Here is a 16,637-nt window from a genome sequence, read left to right on the forward strand (position 1 = left end):
CGCGCGGGCGAGCTGGAACCTGATGCGGGTGTTCCAGTATCCGGAGCGCAAGGCGCTCGTCGGGGCGCAGGACCAGCTCCTCGACAAGCGGGCGCTCGCCGTGACCATGGCGGTGATGACGCAGGTCCACGTGAGCCGCATCCGGCACGCGCTGGCGCTCAAGGAATACGGAACGGCCTCCGAGTTCCGGCGGGTGCAGCGCCGCCTCGTCGGCCAATTGCGCGCCTCGGCCGCCGCCGACTCGATCAGCGAGCAGACCCTGATCCGCGAGGAGATGAACACGCTCGTCGCCGAGGTGAAGTACGACCTCGCCCACGCCGCCGTGCAGAACGCCCGCGCCAACGTCTACGCCTCGCTCGGCCTCGACACTTTCCCGCTGGCGGCGATCGACGGGAACGACCTGCCCGGCCTCAAGCGGGCCGTGCAGGGAAGCTGGCTCGGCGTCGGCGAGGTGCTGCCGCGCCCGGTCGTGGCGCTGCCCCCGCCGCCGGCACCCGCGCCGCTCGAATTGCGTCGCTGATCGGGGCGGGCGGCCCCGTTCAGGCGGCCTGCAACTGAAGCGCGTGCAGCGCGAGGCCGAGCCTGCGCGAATCCGCGCCGCCGCGGTCGATCCGGCAGCCGGGCAGCGCGAAGGCGAGGTCGAGCTGGCCGAACGCGATCAGGCCCGGCGTCAGGTAGGTCGGGATCGAGCAGGCGAGGGTTCCGTCCCGCTCGAGGCGGCCCGAATGGAGGAAGGCCCCGTTGCCGAAGAGCAGCACCGGCTGATGGTCGCTGCCGTCCCCCAGATAGGGGGAGGCGTGGATCACGAGCCGTGATCCGCTCGGAACGTGCCCGAGGCCGAGATGCAGCCAGGCTTCCGGCCCGTCCGACCAGACCTGACCGGGCTCGGGGGCGGACCAACCCGTCCCGATCGCGCGGAGGCCGGCTTCCCCGGCTCCGAACCGGATCGCCTGCCCCGTTCGCAGAGGGATCGTCATGGCAGCGGGCTCCCCTGTGGCGTTCCGTGCGCCGTGATCAGCGCGATCGACATCTCAGCGAACTCAGTATTTTCTCGCGCCGCATCGCATAAAGTGTCCAATTGATATCGAAAAATTCCTTCCGGATAGTGTTTTTGAGTCATATGAATAAAATTAACAGATTATCATTTGTTTACAGTGCCAAGAGTGAGGGTTATGAACGGCCCCGACTCAGCTTGAGGAGTGATCATTTCCTTGCAGGAATGGAAACGACAAGTCAAATACTGGATACCGGATACACCTGGACGATCGGTCAACTTCGGAGATCACATCTCCGAACTTCTGGTCGAGCGCGTGCTGGAATATCCGCTCTGGCAGGCGTCCACGTACCGGGTGATCGGGAGTTGCATCGCGAGCTGGCTCGCGCGGGGCGATCTGGCCGGCCTGCCGGAAGGGCCGGACGCGACGGTGGCGTTCTGGGGATGCGGCCTGCGCGACGAGCAGCCGCTCGACGCCGACATCGCGGCCCGGTGCCGCTTCTACGGCGTGCGAGGTCCGCTGAGCCGCGACGTGCTCGGGCTGCCGCCGGACACCGTCCTCGGAGACACGGCGCTGCTCCTGCCCCTCGTCCACGAGGCGAGCCGGGACAGCCACACGGCGGGCCGGACGGTCTGCGTTCCGCACATCAACGATTCGGCCCGGTCCGAGGCCGAGGTTGCCGCGATGTCGGGCGCCGACACCGTGCTGGTCCCGCGCATAACCCCGGGCGTGGCGTCGCTCCGGGCGACCATCGACGCGATCGCCTCCGCCCGCTTCGTCCTCTGCGGCTCGCTGCACGCGGCGATCGTCGCGCACGCCTACGACGTGCCCTTCGCCTTCTGGGACAGCGGCCACCTCGACAGTCCCTTCAAGTGGCGCGACTTCGCGGGCTCGATCGGCATCCCGACCGTGTTCGTCGGCTCCGTCGAGGAGGGTCGCAGCGCCTACGAGGCCCTGATCGCGCCGCGCCGGAAGCGGCTGCCCCTGACCCCGATCCTCGCCGTCTCACCCTTCCGGATTCGCATGACGATCCTGCGAAAGGCCCTCACCTATGACGGTATTGCCCATGACGGTATCGCCCATGACGGCATCGCCGAAAGTGACGTCACCCGAGAGGACATCGCCGGACCCGGCTTCGCTCCTGAGGGAACCGGCCGGGCCTGGACCGATCCGGGGGAAGAGCGTGCCGCCGCAGGGCTCGAACCCCTCCTGGACCGCGAGCGCAGGCTCGCCGCCCGCGTCGAGCAACTCGTCACCGAGCGGGATGCGGTGCAGGCGGCGCTCACGCTGCTGCGCGCGAATCACGAGGTTCTCCTGGGTCGCGCCGATGCGATGGGCCGCCAGTCCGAGCGAGACGCCGCGGCGCTCGGCGAGTTGCGTCAGCTCAGCCTGAGCCTGACCGAATCCGCCGAGCATCGCGCGCACCTCCACGGGGAGATCGGACGCCTCGTGGGCGAGGTCGCGGGGCTGCGCGCGGAACGCGCCGTCCTCGAGGCCGTGCCGCTGGCGCATGCCGAGCGCGAGCGATCGGAACGGGAGGCGGCCGACCTCAGGGTGGCACTCGCCGCGGCGGAGCGGGAGCGGGCCGCCGCCGAGCTCGCTGCGGAGCAGGAGCGCGCCGCCGCGGCCGGCCTCGCGGCGGAGTGGTGCGCGCTGACGCGGGCACTCGCCGAGGCCGAGGAGACGGTCGCGCAAGCCCGCGCCCGGGAGGCGGAGCAGGAGGAGGCCCTTCTGCACCTGCAACAGCAGCGCCGCGACCTCGGCGCCAAGGTCCAAGAAGTCAGCCTCGCCCATGCCGCCGCGGCGGCCGCGTTCGGGCGCCGCGTCCGCCTCCTGCACCAGCGCGGTGCCGCCCTCTCCGAACTCCTCGCCGCCGGTCCTCGCGTCGAGGCCGGCCTGGAACGGGACGCCCTGCTGGGCACCGGGAGCGTTCGGACGAGGCGCCCCGCACCGCCGCGCCGCCGGCTTCGCGACATCCGCGCGGCACTCCTCGCGTGGCCGTTGTTCTCCCCTGGCTGGTACGGGCGCACCTACGCCGATGCCGCCGGCCTCGGGGACGCGGCCGCCCTCGATCACTTCCTCGCCGTCGGCCTCGCCGAGGAGCGCGACCCGCACCCCCTCTTCAGCTCCGCCTGGCTCCGGCGCAGGGGACAGGTGCCCGAGGGCGAAGCCCCTCTCATCGCCTTCCTCGATGGCTCCGCCGAGGGCGATCCGCACCCGCTGTTCGACACCGACTACTACCGCGCGGTGAACGGCGACGTGGCCGCGGCCGGTCTGCCGCCCTTGTGGCACTACCTGCAGCACGGTGCCGCCGAGCGGCGTCGCACGCACCCGGCCTTCGATCCCGCTTGGTACGCCCGCCAGCGCGGGCCGGCCGCCGACGATTGCCCCGACCTGCTCCTCGATTACCTGGGCACGCCCGACGCCTTCGGCCTGCAGCCGCATCCGCTCTTCGACGGGCAGCGCTACCTCGCCCAGGTGCCGGGGCTCGCGCAGGCCGGCATCAACCCGCTCCTGCACTACCTCGCCCGTGGCGAGGCGGAGGGGCGCAGTCCGCATCCGCTCTTCCACCCGGCCTACTATCTGCGCCGCAACCCCGACGTCGCCGCGGCCGGCCTGAGCCCCCTGAGCCACTTCCTGCGCTTCGGCGGCGCCGAGCACCGGCAGACGCATCCCCTGTTCGACGCGTGGCACTACGTGCGCTGCAACCGGGACGCCGCCGGCGCGGCCGAGAATCCCCTCCTGCATTACGTCCTCGAGGGCGCGGCGGAGGGCCGGTCCCCGAGCGACCGCCTCTCCGAACGCGCCCTCGCCGAGGCGTTGCCCGATCTCGACCGGGGCCGCCGGAACCCCCTCGTCGCACTCCTCGACGGCGACGGGCTGCGGCTCGACGTGCCGATCATGCCCGCCGGCCAGAACCGGCCCCCGGCGGAGATGTCGATCCCGGACACGCCGACGCCGCGGGACCGGAATGCCGTCTACTGGCTGCCCGATACCCTGCGCGAGCACGTCGAGGCCCGCTACGGCGCGAGCGCGGTCGAGCGCCTCCACGGCCTGATGCGGATCATCGATCTCTACGCGGAGGACCCGAACACCTTCGCCCGTTCAAGGGACCGCGACGACCTGTCGGCGCGCATCGCGGCCGCCGCGGCCGCGCTGCCTCCCCTCGACGCTGCGATCGACGTCACGATCGTCGTGCCCGTTCACAACGCGCTCCTCTACACGATGACCTGCGTCGCGTGCGTGCTGGAGCAGGCTGGCCGGCGCAGCTTCGAGATCCTGATCGGCGACGACGCCTCGACGGACGCGACGCCCGAAGTGTTTGCGGGATTGGGCGGCCGGGTCCGGCTCGTCCGCCGGGAGGAGAATGTCGGCTTCCTGCGCACGTGCAACGCGGTGGCGGGCGAGGCGCGCGGGCACCACCTCGTGTTCCTCAACAACGACACCCTGCCGCTGCCCGGCTGGCTCGACGCCCTCGTCGCGCTCGCGGAGCGGGACCCGCGGGCCGGTATCGTCGGCGCGAAGCTGCTGAACGGCGACGGCACGCTGCAGGAGGCCGGCGGCATCCTCTGGAGGGATGCCTCGGCCTGGAACTTCGGTCGCGGCAGCCACCCCAACGGCCCGGCCTACAACTACGTCAAGGAGGTCGATTACTGCTCCGGCGCCGCCCTTCTCCTGCCCCGGCGGGTCTGGGACGAGATGGGCGGCTTCGATCCGCTGTTCGCACCGGCCTATTGCGAGGATTCCGACCTCGCCTTCCGCGTGCGCGCGGCCGGCTACCGCGCCCTCTACCAACCCGTCGCGGAGGTGATCCACCACGAGGGCCGCAGCCACGGGCGGGACGAGGGGCAGGGCCTGAAGGCGTATCAGCTCGTCAACCGCGAGAAGCTGCTGGCCCGCTGGGCGCGCACGCTGGAGACCGAGCATCTGCCGAACGCGACCGACATCTTCCTGGCGCGGGACCGCTCGCGGGGGCGGCCCCATCTCCTCGTCGTCGACCATTACGTGCCGCAATGGGACCGCGATGCCGGCTCGCGGACCATGATCCATTTCCTGCGGGCCTTCGTGGATTGGGGCTTCCACGTCGTGTTCTGGCCGGACAACCTGCACCAGGACCCGATCTACGCCCGCCCGCTCCAGGAGATGGGCATCGAGGTCGTCTACGGGCCGGATTACGTCGGCCGCTTCGACCAGTGGATCTCCGAGCACGCCCGCTGGATCGGATGCGTCCTGCTCAGCCGGCCGCACATCGCCATCCACTACGTGGATGCCGTGAAGCGGCATCCCGGCCTGCAGATCCTCTATTACGGGCACGACCTGCACTGGCGCCGGCTGATGCTCGAGCACGAGCTCGGCGGGAGCGAAGAGGTGCTGCGCCTGTCCGAGCATTTCCGCACCCTCGAGGCGCGTCTGGCGGATCTCAGCGACGTGGTGATGTACCCGCAGGAGGAGGAGCGGGCGCTCGTCGCGGAGCAGTGCGGGCCGGGCAAGGCCGTCATCGCCGTGCCGGCCTGGGTGCTCGGGAGGGAGGAGATCGAGGCCGCACGGGACGCGGCCTCGACGATCCCCGGGCGCGACCCGCGCCGCCTGCTCTTCGTCGGGGGCTTCACGCACGCGCCGAATGTCGACGGCATCCTCTGGTTCGCGCGGGAAGTCCTGCCTCTCCTGCGCAGCCGGGGCCGCGACATCCGCCTCACGATCGTCGGCTCGAACCCGCCGCCAGAAGTGTCCGCCCTGACCGGCGCCGATACCGAGGTGACGGGACCGATCAGCGACGCGGAGCTCGCCGCCCACTACGCGGACGCCGCCGTCGCCATCGTTCCCCTCCGGTTCGGCGGAGGGGTGAAGGGAAAGGTCATCGAGGCCTTCGCGAAGGGCGTGCCGGTCGTGTCGACCCCGGTCGGCCTGCAGGGCATCCCGTCCCGCGAACAGCTCGCCCTCTGCGCCGAGACGCCCGAGGACTTCGCCGATTGCGTCGCGCGGGCGGCGGACGACCGCGCGGGCGCGCTCGAGCGGGCCCAGGCCGCGATCGGCTTCGTCGAGCGGGAGTACACGGCGGCCAAGCTCCTCCGGCAGCTCGGCCCGGTGATGCGGGGTCTGTCTGCGCCGTGACGATACCGATCGGGAGGAGGGGCCGCGACGCCGGCGCGGGGACGCGCGGGGCCTGCCCATGACGCAGAGGGCGATCCGCAGCCGGGCGCCGCTCCGCCTGGGCCTTGCCGGAGGCGGGACGGACCTGTCCCCCTTCTGCGACGCGTATGGCGGCGTGGTGCTGAACTGCACCATCGACCGCTACGCCTACGCCTTCATCGCGCCGCGTGACGACGGGCGAACCGTGTTTCGGGCCCGCGACATCGGCCGGGAGGAGGAGCACCGCGCGGGCGCGATGCTGGACACCGACGACGGTTTGAGGCTGCACCGCTGCACCTACAACCACTTCCTCGGCGGCCTCGCCGCGCGCGGCGTCGAGGTCGGACGGGGACTGACGCTGACGACGGTGGTCGACGCGCCGCCCGGCTCGGGACTCGGCTCGTCCTCGGCGCTGGTGGTGGCGATCTGCGAAGCCTTCCGGGTCTATGGCGGCGAGCCGCTCGGCCTCTACGACCTCGCCCGTCTCGCCGTCGAGATCGAGCGGGTTCGGCTGCGCCTCGACGGCGGCCGGCAGGATCACTACGCCGCGGCCTTCGGCGGCATGAACTTCATCGAGTTCTTCGGCGACGGGCGGGCGATCGTGAATCCGCTGCGCGTCGATCGGTCGATCCTGAACGAGTTCGAGGCCTCGCTCGTCCTCTGCTTCACCGGCACCTCGCGGGATTCCGAGCGCATCATCCGCGAGCAGACCGCCAACATGCGCCGGCACGATGCGCGGGCGCTCGACGCGCTGTTCGCGCTGAAATCGGCCGCGATCGACATGAAGCAGGCGGTCCTGTCGGGGGAGATCGGCCGGATCGCCGAGATCCTCGCGGAATCCTGGGCTTCGAAGAAGAGGACCGCCGGCGCTGTCTCCAGCGGCGCCCTCGACGCCCTGTTCGAGGCGGGCCTCGCCGCCGGCGCGCGCGCCGGCAAGATCTCGGGCGCGGGGGGCGGCGGATTCATGATGTTCCTCGTCGCGCCGGAGGACCGGCGCCAGCTGATCGAGGGCCTGAACCGGGCGGGCGGTCAGGCCTCGCCCGTCCACCTGACCTCCAAGGGAGTGGAGACATGGCTTCAGCCCCGCGCGAGCTGACCGGGAGCCTGCCCGCCTCGGGGCCGCGGCGGCAGGCGATGGACGCCCATCTCGCCGCCTCCGTGCGCGTGATGCAGGCGGCGGCCCGCTCCCACGCCTTCCTCGACAGCCTCGCCGCGACGGCCGACCTGATGGTCGCCTGCCTGCGCGGCGGCGGCAAGCTGATGTTCGCGGGCAACGGCGGCAGTGCCGCCGACGCGCAGCACATCGCCGGCGAGTTCGTCTCCCGCCTCAACCTCGACCGGGCTCCCCTCGCCGCCCTGGCCCTCACCGTCGACACCTCGGTTCTGACCGCGATCGGCAACGATTACGGCTTCGAGCGCGTCTTCGAGCGTCAGGTCCGCGGCCTCGGTCGCCCCGGCGACGTGCTCGTCGGCATCTCGACCTCGGGACGCTCGCCGAACGTTCTGCGCGCCGTCGAGGCGGCCAACGCGGGCGGCATCCGCACGGTCGCCTTCTGCGGGGAGGGCGAGACGGAGCTCGGGCGGCTGTGCGCGATCTCCGTCGCGGCGCCATCCCGCTCGACCCCGCTGATCCAGCAGGTCCACATCGCCGCCGCGCACGTGATCTGCGGCCTCGTCGAGCAGGCGATGTTCGGGTCGCCCGCGTGAGCGCCGACGCCGTCCCGCGCGGGGACGGGCTCGTCCAGGCCGTCATCCTGTGCGGCGGCTCCGGAACGCGGCTCGGCGTGCTGACGAGGGAGACGCCGAAGCCCCTCCTCCCGGTCGGAGGCGCGCCCTTCCTGCACCATCTCGCGGCCGAGCTGCGGCGCTTCGGGGTGAGGCGCCTCCTGCTGCTGGCGAGCTTCCGCTCCGAGGCGGTCGAGCGCTTCGCCGCCGAGACGCGGGCCGGCCTCGGCCTTGCCGTCGAGGTCGCGGTCGAGCCGGCCCGGGCGGGCACCGGCGGCGCGCTCTGGCACGCCCGGCAACGGCTCGATCCGAGCTTCCTCCTCCTCAACGGGGACAGCTGGTTCGACCTCGACCTCCTCGCATTCCTGGCCTGGGGCCGGGCGCGGCCCTGGGCGGACGTCGTGCTCGCCCTGCGCGAGGTGGAGGATGCCTCACGCTACGGGACCGTGCTCCGCGAGGGCGACCAGGTGACCGTCTTCGCGGCGCGACCGGAACGACCGGGCCCCGGCTTCGTCAACGGCGGCGTCTCCCTCGTGCGCCGCTCCGCCGTGGAGGGGATCGGGCCGGCGGCCTCGCTGGAGGAGACCGTGCTGCCCCGCCTCGTCGCCGAGGGCCGCGTCGCCGCGAAGCCCTATGGCGGGTTCTTCATCGATATCGGCGTGCCGGCCGCCTACGCGCAGGCCCAGAGTGCCGTGCCCGACGCCCGATGCCGGGGCGCGGCCTTCCTCGACCGCGACGGCGTCCTCAACGAGGATCTCGGCCATGTCGGAAGCTGGGACCGCTTCCGCTGGCGCCCGGGCGCGATCGAGGCCGTCGGGCGCCTGAACGACGCGGGCTTCTACGTCTTCGTGGTCACGAACCAGGCCGGGATCGCCCGCGGCTTCTACGGCGAGGAGGAGGTTCGGGGCCTGCACCGGCGCATGGCGGAGGATCTCGCGGCCGCCGGCGCCCATATCGATGATCTGCGCTACTGCCCGCACCATCCCGACGGAACGGTGCCGCGCTACGCCGCGGCCTGCGACTGGCGCAAGCCCGCCCCCGGCATGATCCTGGATCTGTGCCGGCACTGGCCGGTCGACCGGGCGCGCAGCTTCCTGATCGGAGATCGGGAGAGCGACCTGGCGGCGGCGCGCGCGGCGGGGATCACGGCCTTCAGGTGCGAGCCCGCCGAGCCGCTCGACCGCCTCGTCGGCCGGATCCTGAGGCGCTGATCCGGCCGTAGGCCGGTCCGCGCGGGGCGGGGGCCTCCCGGAGCCTGCGCCCGCCGGGGCGTGGAAGCCAGCGTTCCGGCTCCCAGGGCGCCGTGTTGCCGTGGGCGAGGCTTTGCATTACGCGATCTTCGCGGACCAGGCTGGCGCAGGCGGCCGGAAGCTTGGACCTCATGTTCGAGGCCGGCCGCGTTCGGCGGTGAGCCGAGCGAGAGCGCAGAGAAGCACATCGTGGCGTCCGACCCTGTTCCGCCCCCGACCCTGCCCAAGGTCAAGACCGGCATCGCGGGCTTCGACGCGATCACCTTCGGCGGCCTGCCGGCCGGGCGGCCGTCGCTGATCTGCGGGTCGGCCGGCTGCGGCAAGACCCTGTTCGCGACGACCTTCCTCGTGAACGGCGCGACGCAGTTCGACGAGCCCGGCGTCTTCATGAGCTTCGAGGAGCGGGCGGAGGATCTCGCCTCGAACGTGGCCTCCCTCGGCTACGGCCTCGACCGTCTGGTGGCGGAGGGCCGGCTCGCCATCGACCACGTGCGCGTGGAGCGCAGCGAGATCGAGGAGACCGGCGAGTACGACCTCGACGGCCTGTTCATCCGCCTCGGCTACGCGGTCGACACGGTGAAGGCCAAGCGCGTCGTGCTCGACACGATCGAGACCCTGTTCTCCGGCTTCACGGATCCCTCGATCCTGCGCGCGGAACTCCGCCGCCTGTTCGGCTGGATCAAGGAGCGCGGCCTCACCGCGATCATCACGGGCGAGCGGGGCGAGGGCCAGCTCACCCGGCAGGGGCTTGAGGAATACGTCTCGGACTGCGTCGTGCTGCTCGACAACCGCGTCGAGGACCAGATCACGACGCGTCGCCTCCGGGTCGTGAAGTACCGCGGCTCGGCCCACGGGACCAACGAGTACCCGTTCCTAATCGACGCCGAGGGCATCAGCGTCCTGCCGGTGACCTCGGCCGACCTCGACTACGCGGCGCCCGCCGGCATCGTCTCCACCGGCATCGAGGGGCTCGACCGGATGCTGGAGCCCGGCGGCTTCTACCGCGGGTCGAGCATCCTGATCTCGGGCGAGTCCGGGACGGGCAAGACCATGATCAGTTCCAGCATGATCGACGCGGCCTGCCAGCGGGGCGAGCGCTGCCTGTCCTTCGTCTTCGAGGAGAGCGGCGACCAGATCTGCCGGAACGCGCGCTCGATCGGCCTCGACCTGAGGCGGCACGTCGAGGCCGGGCTCCTGCGCTTCGAGGCGGCGCGGCCGAGCCTGTTCGGCCTTGAGATGCACTTGGCGCGCATGCATCGCGACCTCGACCGCTTCGAGCCGAGCCTCGTCGTGGTCGATCCGCTCTCGGCGCTGCGCGGCCCGGCGACCGAGATGCAGGCCACGATCCTGCGCATGGTGGATCTTCTGAAGAGCCGCGGCATCACGGCCGTGTTCACGAGCCTGCGCATCGACGGCGCCGTCGACCTCACCGACGATTTCGGCGTGTCCTCGCTGATGGATGCCTGGGTCAAGCTCCTCAATGTTGAGGCCAACGGCGAGCGGTCCCGCACGCTCTACGTCATCAAGGCGCGGGGCATGAGCCACTCGCATCAGGTGCGCGAGTTCCTGATGTCGGACGAGGGCATCGCGCTCGTCGAGGCCTATATCGGGCCGGCCGGCGTGCTCACGGGCACCGCCCGCGCCGTCCAGGAGGCCGAGGAGCGGGCGTCCACCCTTCGGCGCCAGCAGGAGAGCGAGCGGCGCCAGCGCGAGGTGGCCCGGCGGCGCCACTCCATCGAGCGCCAGATCGCCGAGCTTCACGCCAGCCTCGAGGCGACCGAGGAGGAGGAGCGCCTGCTGCTCGGCGAGACCGAGGCGCGCGAGACCACGATCGAGAGCGAGCGTCGCGCGATCGCGAAGCGGCGGAGTGCGGCACGATGAGCGGCGGGACACAGGATCCGGCGGAGCCGGCGACCGAGGCGGACCTCGACCCCGGTCATTACCACCTGCGCCTCTACGTCGCCGGGCAGACATCGAAGTCGCTTTCCGCGATGGCGAACCTGAAGCGCTTCTGCGAGGAGCATCTGGCGGGCCGCTACGACATCGAGGTCGTCGACCTGTTGAAGAACCCCCAGCTCGCCGCGGGCGACCAGATCCTGGCGATCCCGACCCTGGTGCGCCGCCTGCCCTCGCCCCTCAAGCGCATCATCGGCGACCTGTCGAACACCGAGAAGGTGCTGGTGGGCCTCGACATCCGCCCGAAGGCCGACGGGCCTTGAGCGCGGGCGGCACGCCTGGGGATGGGGGGAACCGCTATCTCCTGCGCCTGTTCATCGCCGGCACCTCGCCGCGCTCCCGGCGCACCATCGAGACGGTGCGCCGCGTCTGCGATGCCCATATCGACGGCCCCTACGACCTCGAGATCGTCGACATCTACCAGCAGCAGGCGCTCGCGGAAGCCGACCGCGTGCTCGCGGCACCGACCCTGGTGAGGCTTCGCCCCGAACCGGCGCGCCGGATCGCGGGCGACCTCTCGGACGAGCGCCGCATCCTGCAGGGGCTCGGCCTGACCTCTCCGGCGGCGAAGGGTGCCGATGACAGCTGACGTTCCGACGCCGCCGTCCGACCTCACGCCCGCCCAGTACCGGGCCCGCATCGGCGAGCTGGAGGCGCGCCTGGAGGAGAGCGAGGACACCCTCGCGGCGATCCGCCGGGGGGATTTCGACGCGGTGGTCGTCGAGGGGTCGAACGGGGAGCGTCTGGTCTACACCCTGGAGAATGCCGATCGGCCCTACCGGGTGCTGATCGAGCAGATCCAGGAGGGAGCGCTCACCCTGAGCCCCGACGCGACGGTGCTGTACTGCAACCGGCGCCTCGCCGCGATCCTCGGCGTGGCCCAGGAGAAGCTGATCGGGCGATCACTCGGCCTGTTCGTCCAGCCCGGCCAGGAGACGGTCCTGGCGGGACTGCTCGAGGGGGCGCTGCGCGCGCCCGTGCGCGGCGAGATCGCCCTGCGCGACGACGGTGGCGCGCCGCGCCCGGTCTACCTCTCGCTCAGCCGGCTGGAACGCGACGGAGAGGAGCCGCTCCTCTGCGGGGTCCTCACCGATCTCGCCGAGGAGCGCGGCCGCCTGCACGAGCTCGCCGAGGCGAATGCCCGGCTGACGGCCGAGATCGCCGAGCGGGAGCGGATCGAGGAGGCGCTGCGGCAATCGCAGAAGCTCGAAGCGGTGGGCCAGCTGACGGGCGGCGTCGCGCACGACTTCAACAACCTGCTCACGGTCATCAAGTCGTCGACCGACCTTCTCAAGCGGCGGGATCTCGCCGAGGAGCGGCGCAGCCGCTACGTGCTCGCGATCTCCGACACCGTCGACCGCGCGGCGAAGCTGACGGGGCAGCTCCTCGCCTTCGCCCGGCGGCAGGCCCTCAAGCCGGAGACCTTCGATGCCTGCGTGAGCGTCGCGGCGATCGGCGACATGGTGGGGACGCTGACCGGAGCGCGGGTACACGTCGTGACGAGGCTTCCGGACCGGGCCTGCTGCGTCCACGTCGATCCGAGCCAGTTCGACACCGCCCTCGTCAACATCGCCGTCAACGCCCGCGACGCGATGGACGGCGCGGGCGAGCTGACGATCTCAGTGCAGGCGACGGAGGGCATCCCCGCGTCCCGGGGCCAGCCGGCGGTGCCGGGCTCCTACGTCGCCGTCGCCGTGAGCGACACCGGCACCGGCATCCCGGCCGCGATCCTCGACCGGATCTTCGAGCCGTTCTTCACGACCAAAGGGGTCGGGCAGGGGACGGGCCTCGGGCTCAGCCAGGTCTTCGGCTTCGCCAAGCAGTCCGGCGGCGAGGTGCTGGTGCTGAGCGAGGTCGGCCGGGGCACGACCTTCACGCTCTACCTCCCGCGGGCCGAGATGCCGGCCGACGCGCCGTCGCCCGCCGCCGACCGGGACGACGTCCCGATCGACGGCCACGGCACCTGCGTCCTCGTCGTCGAGGACAATCCGGAGGTCGGCCGCTTCGCGACCCAGACCCTGGAGGAGCTCGGCTACTCGACCGTGTGGGTGCGCGACGCCGGGGCGGCTTTGTCGGAGCTGGAGCGGATTCCCTTCCGCTTCGACGTCGTGTTCTCCGACGTGGTGATGCCGGGGCGCGACGGGGTCGATCTCGCCAACGAGATCCGGCGGCGACGTCCTGCCCTGCCGATCGTGCTGACGAGCGGCTACAGCCACGTGCTGGCCAGGGAGGGCACGCACGGCTTCGAGCTGCTGCACAAGCCCTACTCGGTCGAGCAGCTCTCCCACGTCCTGAGCCGCGTCGTCCTTGCGGGACGTCGCGGCCGGACCTGACCCAGCCGCGACGGGGCGGAACGGCGAGGACGGCGCCCTCTCCCGGGCGGCCTCACCGGTTTCCGATGCCGGGACCGCCGGCCGTGCCGCCGGTGCCGGGCGGCCCGCTTGTGGGCGTGCCCCCGATGTTCACGCCGGGGGTGGAGCCGGGCACGGACGCGCCGCTCGGATTGCCCACCCCGTTCGGCGCCGGGGCAGGCGGGGAATCCTGGCGGGGATCCGATCTCGTCCCGGCGGCCCTGTCGCCGCTTCCGCGCGGGCCTTCGAGCGTTCCCTGCGCCAGGGCAGGCCCCGCGACGGAGAGACCGAGGACGACGGCAAGGGTAAGTGAGAGGCGCACCGGGTTCTGCTCCGTGAATCGAGAGGCCGGCACCTCAACCCACGGACGGGCCGCGTTGTTCGCGGCCTTCGCGTCCGACTAGCGGCGCCGCCCGTTCGGCGTCAGGTCGCTCTCCATCGCCTTCACGGCGCTCGCCCACGCCTTCTCCTCGCTGGCATGCGGCCGGTCCGACCGCTCCAGCAGCTTGCCGCTGCGCCTCAGCACCCAGCGATACGCGCCGGCCGGCATCTCGAGAGGAAGGACTTCGATTTCGTACGGGTGGGGAATGTCGTTGGTCATGGTGCCGATATAAGCACCTCCCGGCATCTCGCCAGCGGGCCGGCCGGTCTTGCCGTCGTGGAACCGGAGAGCGGGCCTCGTCGGCATGCGCGACGGTCGCTGGATCTACGGGTTGGTAGGGCAGCTGGAGGTCGCGGGCGGACGCGATCGAGTTCGCCATCGTCGCACCGAGCGCGCCGGCATCGACGTTGCCGGCATTGCCCTCGATTGCGCCAGAACGTCGCATATCCATCAGCGTGCGCTGATCGCCTGGGAAGGCCTTCGCCCGGTTGCACCGGAACGCCTTGGCCAACGACTGGCCGACGAATGCGGCCCTATTCCTGGCCGTGAACATGGGAGCCCCGTTCACCGGTGGCTCGGCTTGGCCGGCAAGGTAGGCCGCTGGCGGGCTGGCGAGTGCGGGAGCAATTGCCGGCTTCCTCAGCCCGGCCTGGGAGAGGACGAAATCCGACGTGCCTACGACAGGGATGATGACGACGATCACAGCACCGTGCGCTTTCCGCCGCACCTCCGAAAATGGTTCGGCTCGCTCAGCGAAGGCGATGTCGAGCGTCTGGAGAAGCTGATCAGCCTGAAGCCCGAGACCAGCGAGTGGGTCGACGCCAAGAACGATCGCGAACTCAAGACCCTCGACGGCGCCGTCGACTTCATCAACTCGTCCTGCACGGCCGCCAAGGTGCTGACGTGGGTCTGCGGCACGGCGGCTACCTTCCTGGCTGGCGTCGTGACGCTCGCCATGAAGGTACGAGCTGTTCGCCCTGCGGGCACTCCAATGACCCTGCGCATTGTGGGCTATCTCTGCCTCACCGCGATCTGCGGCGCGATCCTGTTCGGTGCCGGCACGCTGGCGCCGCCGGCCGTCCCAGCGGCATTGTACCCTCATGAACTTCGGCCCGCCCGGTTCTCTGTGGTGGGACTCACCATCCTCGTCGCCCATCTTGGCGAGGCAACCGGCGACCTCAAAGACGCCGAAGGTACAATCTGCAACAGGCCTCACTCATTTGGGTGATGCGGCGTCCCGGCACAAAGATACAGACTCCGACTGTAGTTCCCGCGCCGACGTGCGTGCTGAACGACTTCCTGTCTCAGATGTCTGTTCTAACCTGATGTGGAGGGCCGCATGTCTCTGCCGCAAAGCTCAATATCGTCTTATAACGACCGCGCAAAAGATACCAATCTCGATAATTATCCTGTGCTGTCCCTGGCCTCCGGCAGCGCGCAATTCCTTGGGTTGGGCGACGCGAACGCCGACTGGTTTGTCATCGATACCGCCGGCCAGCCAGAGGATTTTGCGGGCGCGGTCCCCAAGCAAGCGCAGATCACCTTCGAGGTCATTGGTGGGGGGAGGAGCCTCGAACTCGGTCGCCGTGAACAAACCTACGCTGATCTGAGCGCCTCCGGCCCGAACTATGATTCGTCGTTCTTCATTCGCGGCGATGACGCGAGCCTGACGACCACGATCACCATAGGGTCCGATGAGCTCACCACTTTCCGTGTGTTCAATGCGGTCGGGCCATACACCATCAACATCAAGACGACAGGCGGAGCGCCGAACCCTCAACCGCCGTCGAATCCGCCTGCCGATCCATCCCCGACGAATCCGCTGCCGAGCAACTTCAACCCCAATGCGGTCGCGGACATCGCGAGGACAGCGCCAGGGAGAATCGTGGCGATCGACGTGCTCGCCAATGACAGCGATCGTGACGGCGACAAGATCTCGTTTGGCTACTTCGCCGACGATCCGGATCACGGATCCGCCCGTTACGATGCCGTCTCCGGTGTCGTGATCTACACTCCGAACGCGGGCTTCACCGGAAACGACACGTTCAAATACGTCATCTCCGATGGTCGTCAGGGGACGGCAACGGCTGAGGTTCTCGTTGTCGTCTCGGATCAGCCGGCCCTCGGCAAGGACGTCGCGTTCTCGCCCACCGGCTACCTGGGAGCGAACCCCGACGTTCGCGCCGCCGGCGTCGATCCGCGGGCACACTACGATCAATACGGGTGGAAGGAGGGGCGCGACCCATCAGCCGACTTCGATACGCAGTTGTACTTGAAGCACAATCCCGATGTCGATCAGGCAGGGATCAGCCCCTTGGGGCATTATGAGGCCTTCGGTCGCGCCGAAGGACGCGAGACCTACGCGGCGGTCGGTCAACCGAGCGACATTAATTCGTCGGGCTTCGATAAGGCCTATTATGCCCTGGCCAACCCTGACGTGGCAGCTGCCGGGGTCGATGCCGCCACGCACTACGCGACCTTCGGGTGGAAGGAAGGACGGGATCCGAACGCCTTCTTCGATACGGATGCATATCTGCAGGCCAATCCAGACGTCCAAGCCGCCGGCGTGAACCCGCTCGAACACTACCATCTCTTCGGCTGGAAGGAAGGACGCGACCCCACTCCATCGCCCGAGTTCACGGGACTGCAGTTCAACGCTGCGCTCTATCTGGAAGCCAATCCGGATGTGGCTCAGGCGGGCGTCGATCCTCTGCTGCATTACCTGCAGTTCGGAGCGAGCGAGGGACGGACATTCTTCGGAGATTGATCATCCCGGAAATGTCGTGATCGTCTCCAGCCTGCCGAGCTCGCCGCGGCAGGCTTTCACGACGCCGTGACCGCTTCCAGC

At 70.3% G+C, this 16,637-nt stretch carries 12 protein-coding genes and 1 pseudogene; 11 read left to right on the forward strand and 2 right to left on the reverse strand.

Annotation, left to right across the window (positions count from 1 at the left end; translation table 11 throughout):
* Window positions 1–520, forward strand: a pseudogene (locus E1J50_RS27455) (hypothetical protein); the annotation flags it as partial.
* A gap of 19 nt (window positions 521–539) precedes the next feature.
* Here E1J50_RS27455 and E1J50_RS18355 read toward each other — a convergent pair.
* Window positions 540–977: a hypothetical protein gene (locus E1J50_RS18355; RefSeq protein WP_132255281.1), complete on the reverse strand. Its 438-nt coding sequence runs from the start codon at window positions 975–977 to the stop codon at window positions 540–542.
* A gap of 333 nt (window positions 978–1,310) precedes the next feature.
* On the opposite strand from E1J50_RS18355, the gene E1J50_RS18360 reads away from it, so the two are divergent.
* From E1J50_RS18360 to E1J50_RS18395, 8 genes are all read left to right on the forward strand, one after another.
* Entirely contained in the window at window positions 1,311–6,107 is a 4,797-nt protein-coding gene (locus E1J50_RS18360) for a glycosyltransferase (RefSeq protein ID WP_165937911.1), read from the forward strand.
* A gap of 58 nt (window positions 6,108–6,165) precedes the next feature.
* Window positions 6,166–7,221, forward strand: a complete 1,056-nt coding sequence (locus tag E1J50_RS18365; RefSeq protein ID WP_132255283.1) for a GHMP family kinase ATP-binding protein — start codon at window positions 6,166–6,168, stop codon at window positions 7,219–7,221.
* Window positions 7,222–7,292: 71 nt separating this feature from the next.
* The gene (locus tag E1J50_RS18370; RefSeq protein ID WP_425374947.1) at window positions 7,293–7,832 is read left to right on the forward strand and encodes an SIS domain-containing protein; all 540 of its coding nucleotides are present in this window, start codon (window positions 7,293–7,295) and stop codon (window positions 7,830–7,832) included.
* Window positions 7,829–9,061 (forward strand): HAD-IIIA family hydrolase, encoded by a 1,233-nt coding sequence (locus E1J50_RS18375; protein WP_245516635.1) that lies wholly within the window; start codon window positions 7,829–7,831, stop codon window positions 9,059–9,061. The genes E1J50_RS18370 and E1J50_RS18375 overlap by 4 nt, the downstream gene beginning before the upstream one ends.
* A gap of 228 nt (window positions 9,062–9,289) precedes the next feature.
* Window positions 9,290–10,981 carry a circadian clock protein KaiC gene (gene kaiC / locus E1J50_RS18380; RefSeq protein ID WP_207919237.1) on the forward strand — a complete coding sequence of 564 codons (1,692 nt, stop codon included), beginning with the start codon at window positions 9,290–9,292 and terminating at the stop codon, window positions 10,979–10,981.
* Window positions 10,978–11,319 carry a circadian clock KaiB family protein gene (locus tag E1J50_RS18385; protein ID WP_132255285.1) on the forward strand — a complete coding sequence of 114 codons (342 nt, stop codon included), beginning with the start codon at window positions 10,978–10,980 and terminating at the stop codon, window positions 11,317–11,319. Before kaiC ends, E1J50_RS18385 begins: the two co-directional genes overlap by 4 nt.
* The gene (locus E1J50_RS18390; RefSeq protein WP_245516636.1) at window positions 11,316–11,645 is read left to right on the forward strand and encodes a circadian clock KaiB family protein; all 330 of its coding nucleotides are present in this window, start codon (window positions 11,316–11,318) and stop codon (window positions 11,643–11,645) included. The genes E1J50_RS18385 and E1J50_RS18390 overlap by 4 nt, the downstream gene beginning before the upstream one ends.
* Entirely contained in the window at window positions 11,635–13,389 is a 1,755-nt protein-coding gene (locus E1J50_RS18395) for an ATP-binding protein (protein ID WP_132255286.1), read from the forward strand. The genes E1J50_RS18390 and E1J50_RS18395 overlap by 11 nt, the downstream gene beginning before the upstream one ends.
* Before the next feature lie 418 nt (window positions 13,390–13,807).
* Here E1J50_RS18395 and E1J50_RS18405 read toward each other — a convergent pair whose 3' ends face one another.
* Complete coding sequence (locus tag E1J50_RS18405) at window positions 13,808–14,095, reverse strand: hypothetical protein (RefSeq protein WP_310345490.1); 288 nt, start codon at window positions 14,093–14,095, stop codon at window positions 13,808–13,810.
* On the opposite strand from E1J50_RS18405, the gene E1J50_RS18410 reads away from it, so the two are divergent.
* Together E1J50_RS18410 and E1J50_RS18415 are read left to right on the forward strand one after the other, a co-directional pair.
* A complete protein-coding gene (locus E1J50_RS18410) occupies window positions 14,094–15,017 on the forward strand; it encodes a hypothetical protein (protein ID WP_132255288.1) in 924 nt (307 codons plus the stop codon). The genes E1J50_RS18405 and E1J50_RS18410 overlap by 2 nt on opposite strands.
* A gap of 111 nt (window positions 15,018–15,128) precedes the next feature.
* Window positions 15,129–16,556 carry an Ig-like domain-containing protein gene (locus tag E1J50_RS18415; protein ID WP_132255289.1) on the forward strand — a complete coding sequence of 476 codons (1,428 nt, stop codon included), beginning with the start codon at window positions 15,129–15,131 and terminating at the stop codon, window positions 16,554–16,556.
* The last annotated feature ends 81 nt before the right edge of the window (window positions 16,557–16,637 follow it).

It is taken from the genome of Methylobacterium segetis (genome assembly GCF_004348265.1).
Classification (GTDB): Bacteria; Pseudomonadota; Alphaproteobacteria; order Rhizobiales; family Beijerinckiaceae; genus Methylobacterium; species Methylobacterium segetis.

Bases quoted from the DNA above. Each gene is read 5' to 3' on its own strand.
- E1J50_RS18355 (WP_132255281.1), bottom strand. From the start codon at position 977: ATGACGATCCCTCTGCGAACGGGGCAGGCGATCCGGTTCGGAGCCGGG.
- E1J50_RS18365 (WP_132255283.1), top strand. From the start codon at position 6,166: ATGACGCAGAGGGCGATCCGCAGCCGGGCGCCGCTCCGCCTGGGCCTT.
- E1J50_RS18370 (WP_425374947.1), top strand. From the start codon at position 7,293: ATGCAGGCGGCGGCCCGCTCCCACGCCTTCCTCGACAGCCTCGCCGCG.
- E1J50_RS18385 (WP_132255285.1), top strand. From the start codon at position 10,978: ATGAGCGGCGGGACACAGGATCCGGCGGAGCCGGCGACCGAGGCGGAC.
- E1J50_RS18395 (WP_132255286.1), top strand. From the start codon at position 11,635: ATGACAGCTGACGTTCCGACGCCGCCGTCCGACCTCACGCCCGCCCAG.
- E1J50_RS18410 (WP_132255288.1), top strand. From the start codon at position 14,094: ATGCGCGACGGTCGCTGGATCTACGGGTTGGTAGGGCAGCTGGAGGTC.
- E1J50_RS18405 (WP_310345490.1), bottom strand. From the start codon at position 14,095: ATGCCGACGAGGCCCGCTCTCCGGTTCCACGACGGCAAGACCGGCCGG.
- E1J50_RS18415 (WP_132255289.1), top strand. From the start codon at position 15,129: ATGTCTCTGCCGCAAAGCTCAATATCGTCTTATAACGACCGCGCAAAA.